Below are 16577 nucleotides of genomic sequence, written 5' to 3'. Positions count from 1 at the left end.
TTGTTTTCTCTAAATATTCAAACTAACTTTCTCTTCTTCTAATTTTATGTAGATATTATTCAAAGTTTCTTTGATCTTTTCATTTCCCATTAATAATGACTGTTCTATCTTTTTCACGGAATGAACAATGGTAGAGTGATTTTTATCCAATTTTTCTGCAATGTCTTTTGTCTTCATATTAAGGTTTGTCTTGAAAATATAAGCTATTAATTGTCTAGATAAAGCGATGTCTTTTTTTCGAGAATTAGAAAATATTTCCTTTCTGTCTAAATTAAGTTCTGAAGCCACTGCATTTATAACTGAATCTTCTTTAATAGATTCAACGACTTCTTTTGAGCGAAACTTCATTTTATTAGCGTTCATTTTTATCATAGAATCCACAGTTTTTTTGGCGAAGTCCAAATCAACATCCTTCCCAGAAATTTGACTTTGCAAGACTAAATTCATTATTACTCCTCTAAGTTTCCTAAGGTTCTGTTCAATGTTTTCGGCTAAATAATAAGCTACATCGTCATTCAATTGAAATGATATCATTTCTGCCATTTTTTTGGCAATCAAATACTTTGTTGTTTTATCGGGAGCTTGAATATCAGTAACAAGGCCCATTTCAAATCTACTGATAAGTCTAGGATGAAACGTAGATAGATCTTCTGGTGTTCTGTCTGAACATATAACAATTTGTTTTTGTGAATTGAAAAGTGTATTGAACGTATGAAATAGCTCAGTTTGTACTGTATTTTTGCCTATTAAAAATTGAACGTCATCTATTAATAAAAAATCAATATTTTTTCTAAATTTTTCTCGAAATTTGTCCATCCCACTTGATCTTATGCCTTCCATCATTTCATTCATAAATTCTTCTGCTGTGACATACTTTATTTTCATATCAGGGGAATGTTCTAATATGTAATTAGCTATAGCATGGAGAAGATGGGTTTTTCCTAATCCTACATCCCCATAAATAAAAAGCGGATTAAATTTACCTGGATTCTTTGAAACTTCTAAAGCTGAGTAATAAGCCATTCTGTTACATTCGCCTACCACAAAGCTGTCAAAAGTGAATTCTGGATTGAATTCAGAAAGTTTTAAAGGTCTATTTTTAATAATTGGCCCAGAAATAGAATTTTTGCTTTCTTTAGTAATAGGTATCTCTCTAAACTCTACAGAAACTTTTTTACCTAATATATTAGAAATAGTGTCTTGAATTATCGTACCAAACCTTTTTTCTACGGTTTCTTTAATGAATATATTTCTTAAACCCATAACAACTTTCTTATCATCTATTTCTAATATTTCTGCAGAAGTAAGCCAGTTGTTCCAAGTGTCTCGAGAGAGGTTTGCACGAAGTTTCTCAAGTAATTCATCTTTATCCATTCATTTTTCACCCCTTAAAAATAAGCCCATATATAGCTTATCATATAGGGAGAGGTTAATCAAGAAAATTTTTGATTAAAAATCTGATTTTCTAGTTTTCATGCAGGTTATCTGAATATATCTTTTCATATCCCCCATGGTTAAATGGTTTAGAATATAAATTTAGAAAATTATAATGTTAAGATTTTATTTTAATTTATGATTTCTAAAATTGGACAAGTGTATACGTTTATTTAGCATGGTAAAAATAGATATATTTTTCGTTAAATTTAAAAAAATAAATTTTAAGGTTTAACACAAATCATCTTTTTCATAAGAGTTATTTTTTATTTTTTCCTTTAAAAACCAATTTTATAGCTGTAGACAGCTTTTTGTAACCAAGTAAATAAGTGCTTGCAATGTATACCAAAGCACCCAGAACAATCAAAAGTATTGTCCATAGTCTTGAAGTAAAAAGGTTTTTAAAAATTAAAATAAATAATGACATAAGTAAGCTTGCACCAAATATTTTTAAAATTTCGATCCAATTTTGGAAGTCCAAAGACTTGAAAGTGGAATAACCCGTTAAGATCATTCCAAAAATTCCAGAAATTGATGTAGCCAAAGCTATACCCGCGACCCCGATTTTTATTGATAGTAACACATCTAAGACTGCATTTATCAAAAGCATGATCGCTGCCACTATTGAAGGATATTTTGTATTTAATTGTGAATGAAACTTTCTAATGAAAATTGTGTGTAAGGCATAAAAAGGTAGCCCCAGTGAATAACATAAAAGAGTTTTTGCAGTTATCAAGGTATCTTGGTAAGTAAAATTACCGTGTTGATATATAAGAGCTATAATTTCTTTATTTAAAAATATTAAGCCGAAGGTAGCAGGTATAATAAAAAATAACATTAGTTCGAGACTACTTTCTAAAGTTTGCTGAAATTCTTTTTCATTCTTTACACTAGCAGAATAAGATAATTTTGGAAGAAGAGCATTGGCAACACTTACTGCAAAAATTCCTAGGGGTAATTGGTAAATTCTTAATGCGTATTCAATCGTCGATACTCCTCCTGTTCCTGTCCAAGTAGCAATATTGGTGTCTATCAAAGTATTTAAAGTTCCAACTGCTACGCCTAATAGGGCTGGGCCAAATAATTTCAAGATAGGTTTTAAATCATGTACGTTGAAATCCAAGGTTATAGGAAAACGTATTTTTTTTAATAGGAAAAAAACAAGTAAGAATTCTACAATTCCGCCTATTGTAAAACCTATTGTGGGTCCTAAAATCTGTGGCACAAAGTATGGAGAGATGAAGATAAATATAATAATAACAATATTTGATAAAGCGGGAGCAAAGGCTGGACCAAAATAAATATCTTTAGAATTAAGTACACCTGTAATTACAGCCCATAGTGATATAAAAATAATGTAAGGATAAGATATCTTTAGCAAAAACGAAGTTAAACTTTTTATAGAAGGAGACAATCCTGTTCCTAAAACTAGCACTATTTTGTCAGAAAATATGCTCACAGGAATATAAAGCAAAGAAGTAATAATTAAAACAGACCAAAAGGTTGTACTAAAAAAAACTTGTGCATCTTCACCGTTTTTTCTGTTAAACAAAGGAACGAAAGCGGAAGATAAAGCTCCATCTGCGAAAATTTTTCTAAGAAAAAAAGGGAAAAGAATTGCAATAGAATATGCATCATATTGAGCACTAATACCAAAAAAATGAGCAAAAGCAGCATCTCTAAACAATCCTAAAACTCTGCTAATCAAAGTGGCTAAAGAGAACAAAAATGTATGCTCTAGTAATTTTGACATTACATGCCTCCTAAGAAATAAGCTATTTTAAAATTATTTTGTTCTATAAAGTCTGTCTCCAGCATCACCTAAACCTGGAATGATATAAGCTTTTTCATTTAATTTCTCATCTAAAGCAGCGGTATATATTTCCACATCTGGATGATCACGGATGACTACGCAAACACCTTCAGGAGCTGCAATTAAACACATTATAGTTATGTGCCTTCCTCCATGTTTTTTGACTTGTTTGATAGCATGACTCATAGATCGTCCAGTAGCTAACATTGGATCAACAATGAAAATTTGATGTTCTTCTGTTAACGGAGGAAATTTTACATAATATTCTACAGGAGTTAAGGTATCTGGATCTCTAAAAACACCCAAAAATCCAACACTAGCATTTGGCACTAATGAAAGAATACCATCTAACATCCCTAAGCCTGCCCTCAGAATAGGAACTATGGTTACTTTTTTGTCTTCTACAATTTCACCTTTAGTTTTTGCCAATGGGGTTTCTACTTCAATTTCTACTGTGGGAAGGTTTCTAGAAGCTTCATAAGTTAGAAGTAATGTAATTTCATTTAGAAGTTCTCTAAACTCCTTTGGTCCAGTATCTTTATTTCTCATTAGAGATAGTTTATGCTTTATTAAAGGATGATCAACTATATGAAGATTATTCATCTATCTAACTACACCTCCGAAGTATGATTTTTGTAAAATTTTAATCTTACTTATTTTACCATGCTTATACTATCAATTTTCTAAAGTTTAACTTTGATTCAGTTAATATTAATATGTTATAATTTTTAAATGAGAAATTATAACAAGTAAAAAAACGCTCTTAAACCTCCATGTATTTAGATTTTATTTTTAAGTTGATTTCTGTTTACACATCATACAATTTTAAAAAGAGACATAATGAAACAATTCCTGTTCTAGTAATGTTCCGAGAGAAGGAAAAATACAATTTATGTTGGATGAAAACTATATTATCATTTTAAAAACAGAAATCTTTTTGGAAAGTAGAAATAGAATTTGAGGTTAGGAGGTTCACTGAACACATTTCTTATTATATAAAAATGTATGTTTATAAATGTACATTTTAGTATTTTTCGAAGTAACTACAAAACTTTAGCTAAGGAGGAGTATCGTGGACAATATAGTGTTTGACTTAGGGAATGTACTTTTTAAATTTGATCCAAAAGAAATTTTAGAGGATCTATTTGAAGACGAATCAGTAAAGAAAAGGATAATTAAAGGTGTTTTTCAAACAAAAATTTGGTCGGAATTGGATAGAGGTATAATTAGCTATGAAGAAGCTTGTAGGATATGGTTAGAAAAAAATCCAGAGTTACAAAAGGAACTCAAATTGCTTCTTGAAAACTGGCATAAATATCTAATACCCATCGAAGAAAATATTTCTCTTCTGTATGAACTAAAATCTAAGGGCAAGAAATTATACGTCCTTTCAAATTTTCACGAACACGCTTTCAATTACATAACATCTTTACATTCGTTTTTTGAATTATTCGATGGTATGATAATTTCTTATCAAGTTAATCTTTTGAAACCCGAAAAAGAGATATTTAAACTTTTGTTAGATGAATATGATTTAGTTCCAGAGCAAACAGTTTTTATAGATGATGTTTTGCAAAATGTTCAAGTGGCTGAGCAAGTAGGTATAAAAGGCATTTTGTACAAAGATCCTAGTCAGTTGAGAGAACAATTAGAAAAACTATTAAAGAATTGAATTGACAAAAATATACAATATAGTTTAAGAGTATATTATAGGATGGTGAGTTATATGGAATCGGTTTTTAACAAGCATTGCGTATTCATTACATCCACAGGAAGAACAGGGACTCAATTTTTAGCAAAAAGTCTAAATCAAATGATAGAGGATTGCTATTCGGTGCATGAACCAGCAAATGTATTTTTTAAAGATTTGAAAAAGTGGGCACGTGATATAAAACGATTTGGATTATTTCAAATGACTGTAGGACAATTTTTACCTTCAAAATCTATGTGTAAATTAAGTACCTATCGTCGTATAGGGAAGATATCCGATGAAAAAACAAAGGAATATATAAAAGGTTTAAGAAAACAAATATTAGAAGAGACGAAGGAAAGTATTTATGTCGAATCGAGTAATCACTTACATGGTGTAGTAGATCTCCTAGAAGATGTATTCCCAAATTGTAAAATCGTTTTTATTATAAGAGATCCTAGAACATGGATTAGGTCAGCTATAAGTTCACCGGTTTATCTCTTGTATAAAACAGTAGATTTAGCTTTTTTAGAAATGAGTATGAGACCGTATCATTTCAAAGATGATCCATATTGTGATAAATGGAAAAACATGTCAAAGTTTGAAAGATATTGTTGGTATTACAATAAATTAAATACATTTGTTCTTGATAGTATGAAAGATAAGAAAAACTTTCGATTGTATCGATATGAGGACCTATTTTTGAGTAAAAGCAGAAACGAATTTTTTTTAGATTTTTTAGAATTTTGTAGTAAATTTTCCGATGGTTTTAGTAGAAAATACCAGTTTAAACCGGAATTACTAGATAAAAAATTAAATTCAAGTGCAGACAACTATAAATTACCTCATTGGAAGGAATGGGATAGGAAAATGGCTCAAAAAATGCACGAACATTGTGGAAAGTTGATGGAAAGATTTGGTTATGGAAAAGAACCTGAGTGGATTAATAAATTGGGTTTAAGTTATGAAAAAGAGTTTGCTTGAAGGAGTATATTTCATGGAATTGGATGAAATATGTAAAGAACTGTACGTTAAAGGTTGTGAAATAAAAAAAGACGAATATTTAAAAAGTCATACAAGTCTTAGAGTTGGGGGAAAGACGCCTTACATGTTTTTCCCCAAAACTAAAAGGATATTTATTGAAACTCTGATTCTACTTAAGGAAAAAGATATCCCTTTTAAAATTATTGGAGGAGGTACAAATTTAATTGTCACAGATGACGATTTAAATTTCGTGATGGTTTCCACAAAATATCTCACAGGAGTAAAAGAAAAAAAATTAATGAATGGGCAGAAATTGCTGGTTGATTCAGAATGCGGTGTTTACCTAGCGAGTCTATCTCATCTAGTGTCAGAAAGAGGGTACAGTGGTCTAGAATTTGCCTGTGGAATTCCTGGAACTGTAGGTGGAGCTATATACATGAATGCTGGAGCTTATGGTGGAGAAATGAAGGATGTAGTTATAGAAGCAGAAGTGTTTGATTTATCGGATTTAAAAATTAAAATCTTGAGAAACAAAGAATTGGAGTTTTCCTACAGAAAAAGTATTTTGCAAGATCTTCCTCTTGTTCTTTTATCTTCAAAACAAATTTTATGTAAAGATAACTTAAACAATATAAAAAGCAGAATAGAAGACTTTTCAATTAAAAGATACAGTAAACAACCTATAGAAATGCCTTCTGCTGGTAGTACATTTAAAAGGCCAAAACCTGACTTTTATGTAGGCACTGTCTTGGAAAGCCTTGGATTGAAAGGTTATTCCATAGGAGACGCCCAAATTTCCACTAAACATGCTGGATTTATAATAAATAAAGGCAATGCTACATTTGGCCAGGTTAAGGCTCTTATTGATTACGTTAAAAAAGTTATTAAAGAAAAGTATCAAGTGGATTTAAAAGTAGAACCAGAAATATGGGAATAACTTGTTATTTAGAAATGTAATAATTTTGATTTTCTAAGAGTTCTTCGTCAGATACCTTTTTAGTTTCTCTGGCCGGAACACCGATGTATATTTTTCTAGGCTCTAAATTTTTTGTAACAACTGAGCCTGCCCCTACCAATGCATCTTCGCCTATTACTATCCCTGGTAGGATTGTCGCATTTGCTCCAATTCTTGCACCTTTCTTAATTGTAGGTCCCTTAAATAGAGCTATTCTTTTTTCGGTTCTACTTTAGTATCTTTCTTAATAATAACGTTGTTGCCTATTTTTACATCTTTTTCAATTTTTTACGTTTTCTTCAATTATTACATTGTAACCCATATCTACATTTTCATACACTTGTGCCGATTTAGCTATATGGCAAGACATTTTATCACCTCTTAAACATTCCAAATCTCTTCAAAGTTATGAGGAGTTTCACAATACTCGCATATTAATTCGTTATCATTGTTTCTAACAAATGAAACTTGAACATTTTCACCGTTTATAGGATTGGTAATACAGCTTTCATTTTTACATCTTAATTCTTCAAAATTGTATATTCGTGGTGGCAGTGAAATTCTGTATTTTTCGCAAACTCGACTATTTTTGATTATATTCACAGTTGTATTAGGAGAAATGGCAGATAATTTTTTAATATCTTTTTGGGAAAGATATACATCTGGTAAACTGATATATCCTTTGAAATTGCCATCTGCTGATTTAAATATTCCATCAGCACTATCTAAAACATATAATTTTAAAATTTTTCGAATTTTGACAATGGTTTCATATATTTTATCAAGACTTTTTCCTTTTGCTATATGATCGATAACTGTTCCATTTTCGATTGGTTTAATACCCCTCTTTCCATCTTTCGTAATTCCCTTAGTTCCATCCTTTATGGGGGCAGAAACAATAAAATCTTGTTCGTTTATTTCCACATTTTTTACTGATGTATCGAAAGGTGCGGTTATTGCTCCTCCAAACATGGAAAGTAAAATTATTCTTGTCCAATAACCATTCATAGCTTGTCCTTCCCAACCATTCAAAGGTAAAGGGTCTAAAAAGGCTGGAATAGTTGGGTAAATTTTATGCCTTGGTAAGGGGTGATAAAATTTAGTGTTTTCTGGAAGAAGGGGAAGAAACTCTTTTCTGAAAGTTACGCTTTTTCTTAATAAATGTTCTTTTTCTAAAATGTCTTCACCCATTCTTTCCAATTGAAGACGTGTGAAATACCATATTTTAGCGATATTTTCTTGTTTAAGATAGTTTTCAATAGAATCAAATATCCGTACCTCAAAACCGTTTTCTTTCATTTTAGTTACATAGTGTTTTGGCATTTGAAGTTCTTCAGGTGCTATTAAATCTACTGCTGCATTTTTAAATATTCTTAATCCTGAAACTTTTGAGTGAACAGTTCTGCCATGAAGTAGGTCGCCTACAAGAGCGATGTGTATGTAAGAGTTATCGAAGTTCAACTGTTCTAGAAATGTATATTCATCTAAGAGTTCTTGAGTAGGATGTTCATGTTTTCCATCACCAGCATTAATAAAAGAAGGTTTGTTCAACTTATGCCTTAGTGCAAAATCGGAGACCTTTTCATCTAAAAGTTTACAAGTTCCTTCTAGTTTTGTTCTTACAATAAAAATTGAATAATCGGAGTATCCTGTTAGCATGTTAAAGGTATCAATATAACTTTCATTTTTGTTAAAAGAAGAGTGTTCAGCCTCGAATATATTTGTTTTTGCTTTTTTATGAAATTTAGCAGCATTAATAAATGATTCTTTTGTTCGAGTGCTTGGTTCAGTGAAAACAATATAAATTCCTACAGATGGAAGTTTTATCTCAAAATCCGAGCAATCTTCTTTGTTTCTCCATTTTTCTTTCAACTTTCTTGTTTGATGATACAAAAACATTTCTTCTTCGATGGTAAAGTCATTCATAACTGTTAAACTCCTACCTAGAAAATCATTTTTCAATATTTTCCCTCCCTTAAAAATAAAAAAATAAATGGGCCTTAAAAGGTCCATTTATTTTTTAGTAAGTAATTTTATTATTTCACTTTCTAAACTTTCTAAATTAACGGTTTCATTTGAATCCAGAAGATTAAAAACTGCTTTTAGTATAATAATTCTTGGATATTTATCAAGTAGTATTTTAATAGGATCTTCGTTAGAATTCTGAATTTTCAAACCCTCACTCATTTTACATTCTCCTCTATTATTTTTTATTAATTTCTAAAAGTATTGACAAAATTAGTAATTGATGCTATAATTAAATACAGATTAGGGCTCGTAGCTCAGTTGGTTAGAGCTTCCGGCTCATAACCGGGTGGTCGGTGGTTCGAATCCACCCGAGCCCACCAATAAAAGCCGAAGATCCTTCGGCTTTTATTTTTTCCCTCTATATTTTACTATTTTTTCAAATTTTTGTCAATTTTTAGGGTATTTAAATTTTCAGAGCTTGTGATGGATCGTATTCGTCTAATTTTCTTAAAACTTCCTTATAAACTAATTCTAAGTCAGAACAATCTATTAATGTGCTCTCTTCCTCATACCTAAGTTTTAATTCTATATTACCTTCTTCATAAGATTTTCCTATAATTATTTTGAGAGGTATGCCTATTAAATCAATATCTTTAAATTTAACACCTGCCGAAACTTCTCTATCATCTATTAGGATTTCTACACCTTTTTTCGTTAGAAAATCGTAAATTTGTTCTGAAATCTTGGTGATTTCTTTGTTGGCTGAAGTAACAGGTATTATTGCCACTTCAAATGGGGCAATGCTTCGTGGCCAAAGCATGCCATGTTCATCATTTAGTTGTTCAATTACAGCTCCTAAAGTTCTAGAAACACCCCAACCATAGCAACCCATAATGTAAGGTTTTTGATTACCTTCTTCATCCATAAAGTAAGCTTTCATTTTTGAAGAATATTTATCACCCAGTTCAAAGACTTGTCCTATTTCTATGCCTCGAGTTTCTTTTAGAACGTCATCGCAATGAGGGCATTTTTCACCCTCTTTTACAAATCTAATATCACGAAATTCATCGACTTTGAAATCTTCAAGGGGGGTAGCGTTTATATAATGCATTTTTTCTTCCATGGCACCAACGACACCATTGACAACAGATTTCACGCTTAAATCAGCAATTATTTTAACATCATTTGGGACATTTATAGGACCAATGTTTCCTATATTAACACCGAACTTCTCATAAACTTCCTCTGGATCAGCAAAATCTAGAGTCTGATCTTTAAGAAGAGAACGAAGTTTTGATAAATTGAGTTCATAATCACCACGAATTAGTGCCATAACCCAATCGTTTTTAGACTTTAGAACCATCGACTTTATTAATTTATTTTTAGGTAGTTTTAAAAGGTCAGCTATTTCTTCGATAGTTTTTAATTCCCCTGTATCGATTTTCGTCATCTCTTTTTTAGGTTCGTTACTATTGGGGGAAAAAGTTTCCCCTGAAATAGCCTTTTCATCACTGGCCGCATATCCGCATTTTTCACAATAGAATATTTTACCTTCACCATTTTTAGCAAGAACGTGGAATTCATGTGAAACGTTACCGCCGATAGCTCCTGTATCGGCTTCTACAATTACATACTTGACTCCTAATCTTTTAGTGATATTTTCATATGCGATGTAGAATTGCTCATAAGTTTCATGTAGTGATTCATAGTCAGGATGAAACGAATAAGCATCTTTCATTATAAATTCTCTTGCCCTTAAAACACCAAATCTAGGTCTTATCTCGTCCCTAAATTTCGTAGCAATTTGAAAAACACTAAGCGGTAATTGTTTATAAGACCTTAATTCATTTTTCATTAAATACGTTACAATTTCCTCATGAGTAGGGCCGAGAGTGAATTCTCTGCCATTTCTATCCTTTAGTTTCATAAGCTCAGGTCCATAATCATCCCATCTTCCAGTCATTTTCCAAAGCTCAGCCGGATGGATAATTGGAAGCATTAATTCTTGGGAACCTATTTTTTCCATTTCTTCTCGAACAATGCTTTCTATTTTTTGTATAACTCTCCATCCGAGCGGAAGATAACTGTACACCCCAGAAGATATTTTGCGAATGAAGCCTCCCCGGATTAATAATTCGTAACTTCTTATGTCTGAGTCTGCAGGAGATTCTTTCAATGTTGGAGCATAAAGTTTTGAAAAAAGCAATGATATCCCTCCACTTAAATTGTGTTGTTTTGATTTTAGATAAGATATATTCTTATAATTTTGTATAAAAAATGTTCAAAAGACCTTGTTTCTATTATATCATATGAGTTAATGGTTCTATTTTTAAAAAAGGTTATTTTTATCAAAATTTACGATGAAGTTTTAAATTCCAAACAAAATAAAAAATAAAGAGAGATTTCAAAAATTTTACAAGGGATAATAGGTTTACAGCATGCATAAAATTCTTACCTATACATGGTGAGCTTGTACCCTAAAAGCTATAATTATGGATGATAGAAAATAGATACCATAATCTTTTAAATAAATGATTTAAGAAAATATTTGTGGTATAATTAATTAGGCTAATTTTACTAATTTAAGCCAATTTTTTGTTATAAATGCAAAAATAAACAAAGATAAATAAAAAAAGCAGTAAAAGTCGGAGGTGGCCTCTTTGTCTAAATTTTATGTCACAACCCCAATATACTATGTTAACAGTGAACCTCACATTGGGTCAGCTTATACAACTATTGTAGCAGATATCATTGCTCGTTTTAAAAGGATGATGGGATATGATGTGTTTTTCTTAACAGGTACAGATGAACATGGTCAAAAAGTTTTACAAGCAGCGAAGGAAAGAAATCTTTCACCTCAAAAATACGTGGATGAACTATCTTCAAAATTTAAAAAATTATGGGATGATATGAATATAAGTTATGACCATTTTGTTAGAACAACGGATGATTATCATGTAAAAACTGTTCAACTCTTTGTTCAAGAAATGATCGATAATGGAGATGTTTACAAGGGGAAATATGAAGGTTGGTATTGTATTCATGATGAATCATTTTGGAACGTTGATGAAGTGTTAGATGAAGGCAATATCAAATTATGTCCTGATTGTAAAAGAGAATTAAAATGGGTTGAAGAAGAAAATTATTTTTTTAAGTTATCAAAATATAATGAACCTCTTATTCAATATTATGAGGAACATCCTGATTTTGTAGAGCCGGCATTTAGAAGAAATGAAATGATGCAAATTTTGAAAAGAGGATTAAAGGATTTAAGTATCACCCGTACAACTTTTGATTGGGGTATTCCTCTGCCTAACGATCCTAAACATGTTGTATACGTTTGGGTAGATGCATTAATAAATTACGTTAGTGCAATTGGATATACAGATGATAAAGAAAAGTTTGAGAAATATTGGCCAGCGGATTTACATTTGATAGGAAAGGAAATAAACAGATTTCATTCAATAATATGGCCAGCAATGCTTATGTCTGTTGGTCTACCTTTGCCAAAGAAGATTTTTGCACACGGATGGTTAACTATTAACGGTCAAAAAATTTCCAAATCTTTAGGTAACGCTATCGACCCTATAATATTGATGAATGTTTATGGAAAAGATGTAATAAGATATTATTTGCTAAAAGATATTAATTTTGGGAAAGATGGAGATTTTTCGGAGGAAAATTTAATTGTACGATACAACGCTGATTTAGTTAATGATTTGAGTAATTTAATTTATAGAACCTTGACAATGGTTGAAAAATATTTTGATGGAGTTATCCCAAAACAAGGAATAAAAGATGAAGTTGATGATGAACTCTTTAATCTAGTAGAAAGTAAGAAGGAACAGTTTCTAAATCATATGGAATCATATCAGTTTACTCAAGCATTAGAAACTCTTTGGGAAGTAGTTAGATTTTCAAATAAGTATATAGATTTAACAGAACCATGGCTTCTAGCTAAGGAACCAGATAAAAAAGGAAGATTGGCTAGCGTGTTGTACAATCTATTAGAAAGTATAAGAATTATTGGTATACTGCTTTATCCTATAATGCCAGAAACATCCAAAGAAATCTTAGGTAAACTTGGATACAATTCATCTCACATAAAATCTGAAAATCTCAAAATAGGATTGTTAAACTCTGGTAAAAAAATTGAAAGAGGTAAGCCTATCTTTGAAAGAATCGATGTAGAAAATTGGGAAAGAGTAATAAAAGTGAATACTGATACTGATATAGACGAAGAAAAAAAGGAGGCAGTTGAAGTGGTTGAAAAAGAAAAGCATGAATTAGAAAACGTTATGAATTTTGTTAAAATAGAAGATTTAAAGAAGTTAGATCTAAGAGTGGCAGAAGTTGTTAACGCAGAAAACATTGAGAAATCAGATAGACTGATTAAATTAATTATAGATATTGGCCCATTAGGACAAAAACAAATAATTGCAGGAATTAAGGAATTCTATTCTCCAGAGAGCTTGATTAATAAAAAGATAGTGGTAATATCAAATTTAAGACCAGCAAAATTAATGGGTGAATTATCTGAAGGTATGCTCTTAGCTGCCAAAGATGAAAATGGAAATTTAAGTTTATTAACAGTTGATAGAGAAATAGCTGCGGGAGCAAAGATTTCGTAATGGAGGCATTTAAGTGATGGAACACAAAATAATTGAAAAAGATTTAAATGACGAACTAAAAAATTCCTATTTATTATATTCTTTAAGTGTAATAGTTAGTAGAGCTATTCCTGATGTGAGGGATGGATTGAAACCTGTTCAAAGAAGAATTTTATATTCAATGAGTGAATTGTCTTTGAGGCATAATTCTGCTTTCAAAAAATGCGCTCGTATAGTTGGAGAAGTGATGGGTAAATATCATCCACATGGTGATGCAGCGATATATGATGCTTTGGTTAGAATGGCCCAACCTTTTTCTATGAGATATCCTTTAGTTGAAGGTCAAGGAAATTTTGGGTCTGTTGATGGTGATCCAGCTGCTGCAATGCGTTATACCGAAGCGCGCATGCAGGAAGTGGGTGAGTATATGTTACTTGATATAGAAAAGGATACAGTTGATTTTAGAGACAATTTTGACGGAAGTTTAAAGGAGCCGATAGTCTTACCAACTAGAGTACCCAATCTCTTAATGAATGGTTCAAGTGGTATCGCAGTTGGAATGACAACTAACATACCACCACATAATTTAAACGAGCTAGTTGAAGCCTTGAAGTTATTGATAGACAATCCTGATGTGGAAATCAAAGATCTACTAAAATATCTAAAAGGTCCAGATTTTCCAACTGGAGGTGTTATAGTAGATGGAGAAAATTTAGAAGAACTCTACAAAACTGGGAAAGGTAAAATAACTATTCGCGGAAAATATAAAATAGAAGAAAAAGAAAGCGGAACATCAATTGTATTTGAAGAAATACCTTATGGAGTTTCCAAAACGAATGTCATTGAGCAAATTGTTAAGTATGCTGTAAAAAAGAAAGACGATAAAAAAGATCCAGGGATAAAAGATGTTAGAGACGAGAGTGACAAAGAAGGTACAAGGTTGGTTATAGAATTAAAAAGAGATGCCAACATTAAAAGATTGATAAACGACCTTTTTAAGCATACAAATCTGCAGAGCTATTTTTATACTCAAATGAATGTTATTAATAAAGGTAAACCTTCATTGATGAACCTCAAGGAGTTAATGCAAGCTTTTATTGGTCATAGAATTGAAGTTGTAACTAGAAGAACTAATTTTGAATTAGAAAAAGCAAAAAGAAGGGCTCATATTGTGGAAGGTCTAATAAAAGCTGTTCAAGGAATTGATACAGTCATTGACATCATTCGCAATTCGCAGAATCCTCAAGAAGCATTGAAGAACTTGCAAGAAACAATTGGAGTTAGTGAAGAGCAGGCAAAGGCAATTGCAGACATGAGACTTATTAGTTTATCGAAGCTAGAGACGGACAATCTAATCAAAGAGTTAAATGATTTATACAATCAAATTAAAGATGCTACAAATATTCTCCAAGATAGAGAAAAGTTAATGAATATAATCAAAGAAGAGCTAGATGAAGTGGCTAAGAAGTTTGGGGACGAAAGAAGAACTGAAATAGTGTATTATAAAGGTGAATTAGCCGATGAAGTTGATTTAATCAAAGATGAGAATGTCATAATAGTTTTGACAAAATGGGGTTATATTAAAGCAATTCCTGCAAATGAATATAAGGTTCAAGGCAGAGGTGGAAAGGGAGCTAAAGGCTTAAAAATATCAGAGAACGATACTGTAAAAGAATTAGTCTTTACGAATAGACTATCAAAATTAATGTTAATTTCTTCTGCAGGTAAAGCTTACCAAATAAATACCTATGAAGTTGAAATGGGATCAAAAAGTTCTAAGGGAGCACATATTGCAAATTACATAGGCATCTCGGGTGATGAAAAAGTAAAAACTCTAATTCCTATATCTTTGGATGGTGATTACGATAAAGATATTTTGATCTTTACTAAATTAGGAAAGGTAAAAAGAACATCATTAAGAGAATTTAGTAATGCAAGAAGTTCTGGCATTCGAGCTATAAATATAGCAGAAAACGACACAGTTGTCGATGCGATGGTTTTAGAGGGCGAAGATAAAAATTTATTAGTCGTAACAAAAAAAGGTATGGCCCTCAATTTTAATTCTTCCCAGGTAAGAAGAATGGGAAGAGAAGCAATGGGGGTTAATGCAATAAAATTGAAAAATAGTGATGAGGTTGTTGATGTTGTTTTAGTGGATGATGATAAGAAATTACTCATAATTACTGAAAAAGGGTATGGAAAGAGGGTTGAGTTTAGTTCCTACAGGCCACAAAATAGGGGAGGCATAGGTTTAAAAACTGTTCGAGATATTTCAAAAATAGGAAATATAGTTGCAGCGATGTCTGTAGCAGATGGAGAAGATGTTTTGATATTTACAAAAAAGGGAAAAGCTATTAGAGTAAATGTAGATAATATTACTGTGTTAAGTAGAATTACTCAAGGTGTTATTGTTGTTCGGTTAGATGAAGATGATGAAGTAGTCGATGCAATAGAGGTAAAGGATGAATGAGAAGGAGAGGAAAAGTTTGATGGAAGATTTAACAAAAAGACAATCAGAAGTTTTAAATTATATTATTTCATACATGCGAGAAAATGGTTTTGCTCCAAGCATAAGAGATATCATGAGACATTTTGAATTCAGAAGTCCGAGAGCAGCACACAAACATCTTATAATTTTAGAAAATAAAGGTTATTTAGAAAGAGAGAGTGTTTCTAGAGGAATAAGACTTACTTCTAAATGTGGAACTGTATTTGCAGTGGAAAATTTAATTCCTGTGTCAGGAAAGATCACTGCTGGTGATGCAATAGAAGCTATAGAGAAAATTACAGACTTTATTCCCATTCCTAGCAATTTTTTCCCGAAAAATTTTCAATATTTTTCTCTAAGGGTTGAAGGAAATTCTATGATTGGGGCTCATATTGCAAGCGGAGATTATGTAATAATCAGGAAACAAGATTATGCTCAAGATGGAGACATAATTGTAGCGTTAGTTGATAAATCAACAGCGACTTTGAAAAGATTTAAAAAACTAAACGAAAAGGAAGTACTGTTAATACCTGAAAATAAAGATTCACAAGAAATTAAAATAACCAAGGATAAGTTAGAAATTCAAGGTAAAATGGTAGGATTAATAAGGGTTATGTAAATTCTATTGGGAGGTA

Annotated in this window: 12 protein-coding genes, 1 tRNA gene and 1 pseudogene; 7 read left to right on the top strand and 7 right to left on the bottom strand. The window is 31.4% G+C overall.

All coding sequences use genetic code 11. The features are described from left to right. Positions 1 to 9: 9 nt before the first annotated feature. The 3 genes from dnaA to upp form a co-directional block, all read right to left on the bottom strand. Positions 10 to 1374 carry a chromosomal replication initiator protein DnaA gene (dnaA, locus tag PKN74_RS00520; protein WP_472307501.1) on the bottom strand — a complete coding sequence of 455 codons (1365 nt, stop codon included), beginning with the start codon at positions 1372 to 1374 and terminating at the stop codon, positions 10 to 12. 319 nt (positions 1375 to 1693) lie between these two features. Beyond that, complete coding sequence (murJ, locus tag PKN74_RS00515; RefSeq protein WP_472307499.1) at positions 1694 to 3187, bottom strand: murein biosynthesis integral membrane protein MurJ; 1494 nt, start codon at positions 3185 to 3187, stop codon at positions 1694 to 1696. Between the two features lie 33 nt (positions 3188 to 3220). Beyond that, positions 3221 to 3850 (bottom strand): uracil phosphoribosyltransferase, encoded by a 630-nt coding sequence (upp, locus tag PKN74_RS00510; RefSeq protein ID WP_472307497.1) that lies wholly within the window; start codon positions 3848 to 3850, stop codon positions 3221 to 3223. Between the two features lie 469 nt (positions 3851 to 4319). Here upp and PKN74_RS00505 point away from each other — a divergent pair, with 469 nt between their 5' ends. From PKN74_RS00505 to murB, 3 genes are read left to right on the top strand one after another with little or no spacing between them, the layout of a single operon-like run. Next, positions 4320 to 4919 carry an HAD family hydrolase gene (locus PKN74_RS00505; RefSeq protein ID WP_472307495.1) on the top strand — a complete coding sequence of 200 codons (600 nt, stop codon included), beginning with the start codon at positions 4320 to 4322 and terminating at the stop codon, positions 4917 to 4919. 54 nt (positions 4920 to 4973) lie between these two features. Beyond that, positions 4974 to 5921, top strand: coding sequence for a sulfotransferase (locus tag PKN74_RS00500; protein WP_472307493.1), 948 nt, complete (start codon positions 4974 to 4976; stop codon positions 5919 to 5921). Between the two features lie 13 nt (positions 5922 to 5934). Further along, positions 5935 to 6858 carry a UDP-N-acetylmuramate dehydrogenase gene (gene murB, locus PKN74_RS00495; protein ID WP_472307491.1) on the top strand — a complete coding sequence of 308 codons (924 nt, stop codon included), beginning with the start codon at positions 5935 to 5937 and terminating at the stop codon, positions 6856 to 6858. Between the two features lie 4 nt (positions 6859 to 6862). Here the strand turns inward: murB and PKN74_RS00490 are convergent. The 3 genes and pseudogenes from PKN74_RS00490 to PKN74_RS00480 form a co-directional block, all read right to left on the bottom strand. Beyond that, a pseudogene (locus tag PKN74_RS00490) lies at positions 6863 to 7105 on the bottom strand (DapH/DapD/GlmU-related protein); the annotation flags it as partial. Between the two features lie 152 nt (positions 7106 to 7257). Further along, the gene (locus tag PKN74_RS00485; RefSeq protein WP_472307489.1) at positions 7258 to 8838 is read right to left on the bottom strand and encodes a bifunctional aspartate carbamoyltransferase catalytic subunit/aspartate carbamoyltransferase regulatory subunit; all 1581 of its coding nucleotides are present in this window, start codon (positions 8836 to 8838) and stop codon (positions 7258 to 7260) included. A 51-nt stretch (positions 8839 to 8889) separates the two neighbouring features. Beyond that, positions 8890 to 9063 (bottom strand): hypothetical protein, encoded by a 174-nt coding sequence (locus PKN74_RS00480; protein WP_472307487.1) that lies wholly within the window; start codon positions 9061 to 9063, stop codon positions 8890 to 8892. An 84-nt stretch (positions 9064 to 9147) separates the two neighbouring features. Here PKN74_RS00480 and PKN74_RS00475 point away from each other — a divergent pair. Next, a tRNA-Ile gene (locus tag PKN74_RS00475) sits at positions 9148 to 9224 on the top strand. A gap of 83 nt (positions 9225 to 9307) precedes the next feature. Here the strand turns inward: PKN74_RS00475 and PKN74_RS00470 are convergent. After that, entirely contained in the window at positions 9308 to 11050 is a 1743-nt protein-coding gene (locus PKN74_RS00470; protein ID WP_472307485.1) for a proline--tRNA ligase, read from the bottom strand. A 454-nt stretch (positions 11051 to 11504) separates the two neighbouring features. On the opposite strand from PKN74_RS00470, the gene metG reads away from it, so the two are divergent. From metG to lexA, 3 genes are read left to right on the top strand one after another with little or no spacing between them, the layout of a single operon-like run. Next, on the top strand, positions 11505 to 13475 hold the full coding sequence (gene metG, locus PKN74_RS00465) for a methionine--tRNA ligase (RefSeq protein ID WP_472307483.1): 1971 nt from the start codon (positions 11505 to 11507) through the stop codon (positions 13473 to 13475). Between the two features lie 16 nt (positions 13476 to 13491). Further along, positions 13492 to 15924, top strand: coding sequence for a DNA gyrase subunit A (gene gyrA / locus PKN74_RS00460; RefSeq protein WP_472307714.1), 2433 nt, complete (start codon positions 13492 to 13494; stop codon positions 15922 to 15924). Further along, positions 15917 to 16561 carry a transcriptional repressor LexA gene (gene lexA, locus PKN74_RS00455; protein ID WP_472307481.1) on the top strand — a complete coding sequence of 215 codons (645 nt, stop codon included), beginning with the start codon at positions 15917 to 15919 and terminating at the stop codon, positions 16559 to 16561. Before gyrA ends, lexA begins: the two co-directional genes overlap by 8 nt. Positions 16562 to 16577: the final 16 nt, after the last annotated feature.

Origin of the sequence: Defluviitoga sp., from assembly GCF_035349255.1 — a bacterium.
Classification (GTDB): domain Bacteria; phylum Thermotogota; class Thermotogae; order Petrotogales; family Petrotogaceae; genus Defluviitoga.
This window is presented reverse-complemented; position numbering and strand designations above follow the sequence as displayed.

Coding starts and splice junctions, on each gene's coding strand:
- PKN74_RS00500 (WP_472307493.1), top strand. CDS start 4,974: ATGGAATCGGTTTTTAACAAGCATTGCGTATTCATTACATCCACAGGA.
- upp (WP_472307497.1), bottom strand. CDS start 3,850: ATGAATAATCTTCATATAGTTGATCATCCTTTAATAAAGCATAAACTA.
- murB (WP_472307491.1), top strand. CDS start 5,935: ATGGAATTGGATGAAATATGTAAAGAACTGTACGTTAAAGGTTGTGAA.
- gyrA (WP_472307714.1), top strand. CDS start 13,492: ATGGAACACAAAATAATTGAAAAAGATTTAAATGACGAACTAAAAAAT.
- murJ (WP_472307499.1), bottom strand. CDS start 3,187: ATGTCAAAATTACTAGAGCATACATTTTTGTTCTCTTTAGCCACTTTG.
- dnaA (WP_472307501.1), bottom strand. CDS start 1,374: ATGGATAAAGATGAATTACTTGAGAAACTTCGTGCAAACCTCTCTCGA.
- PKN74_RS00480 (WP_472307487.1), bottom strand. CDS start 9,063: ATGAGTGAGGGTTTGAAAATTCAGAATTCTAACGAAGATCCTATTAAA.
- lexA (WP_472307481.1), top strand. CDS start 15,917: ATGAATGAGAAGGAGAGGAAAAGTTTGATGGAAGATTTAACAAAAAGA.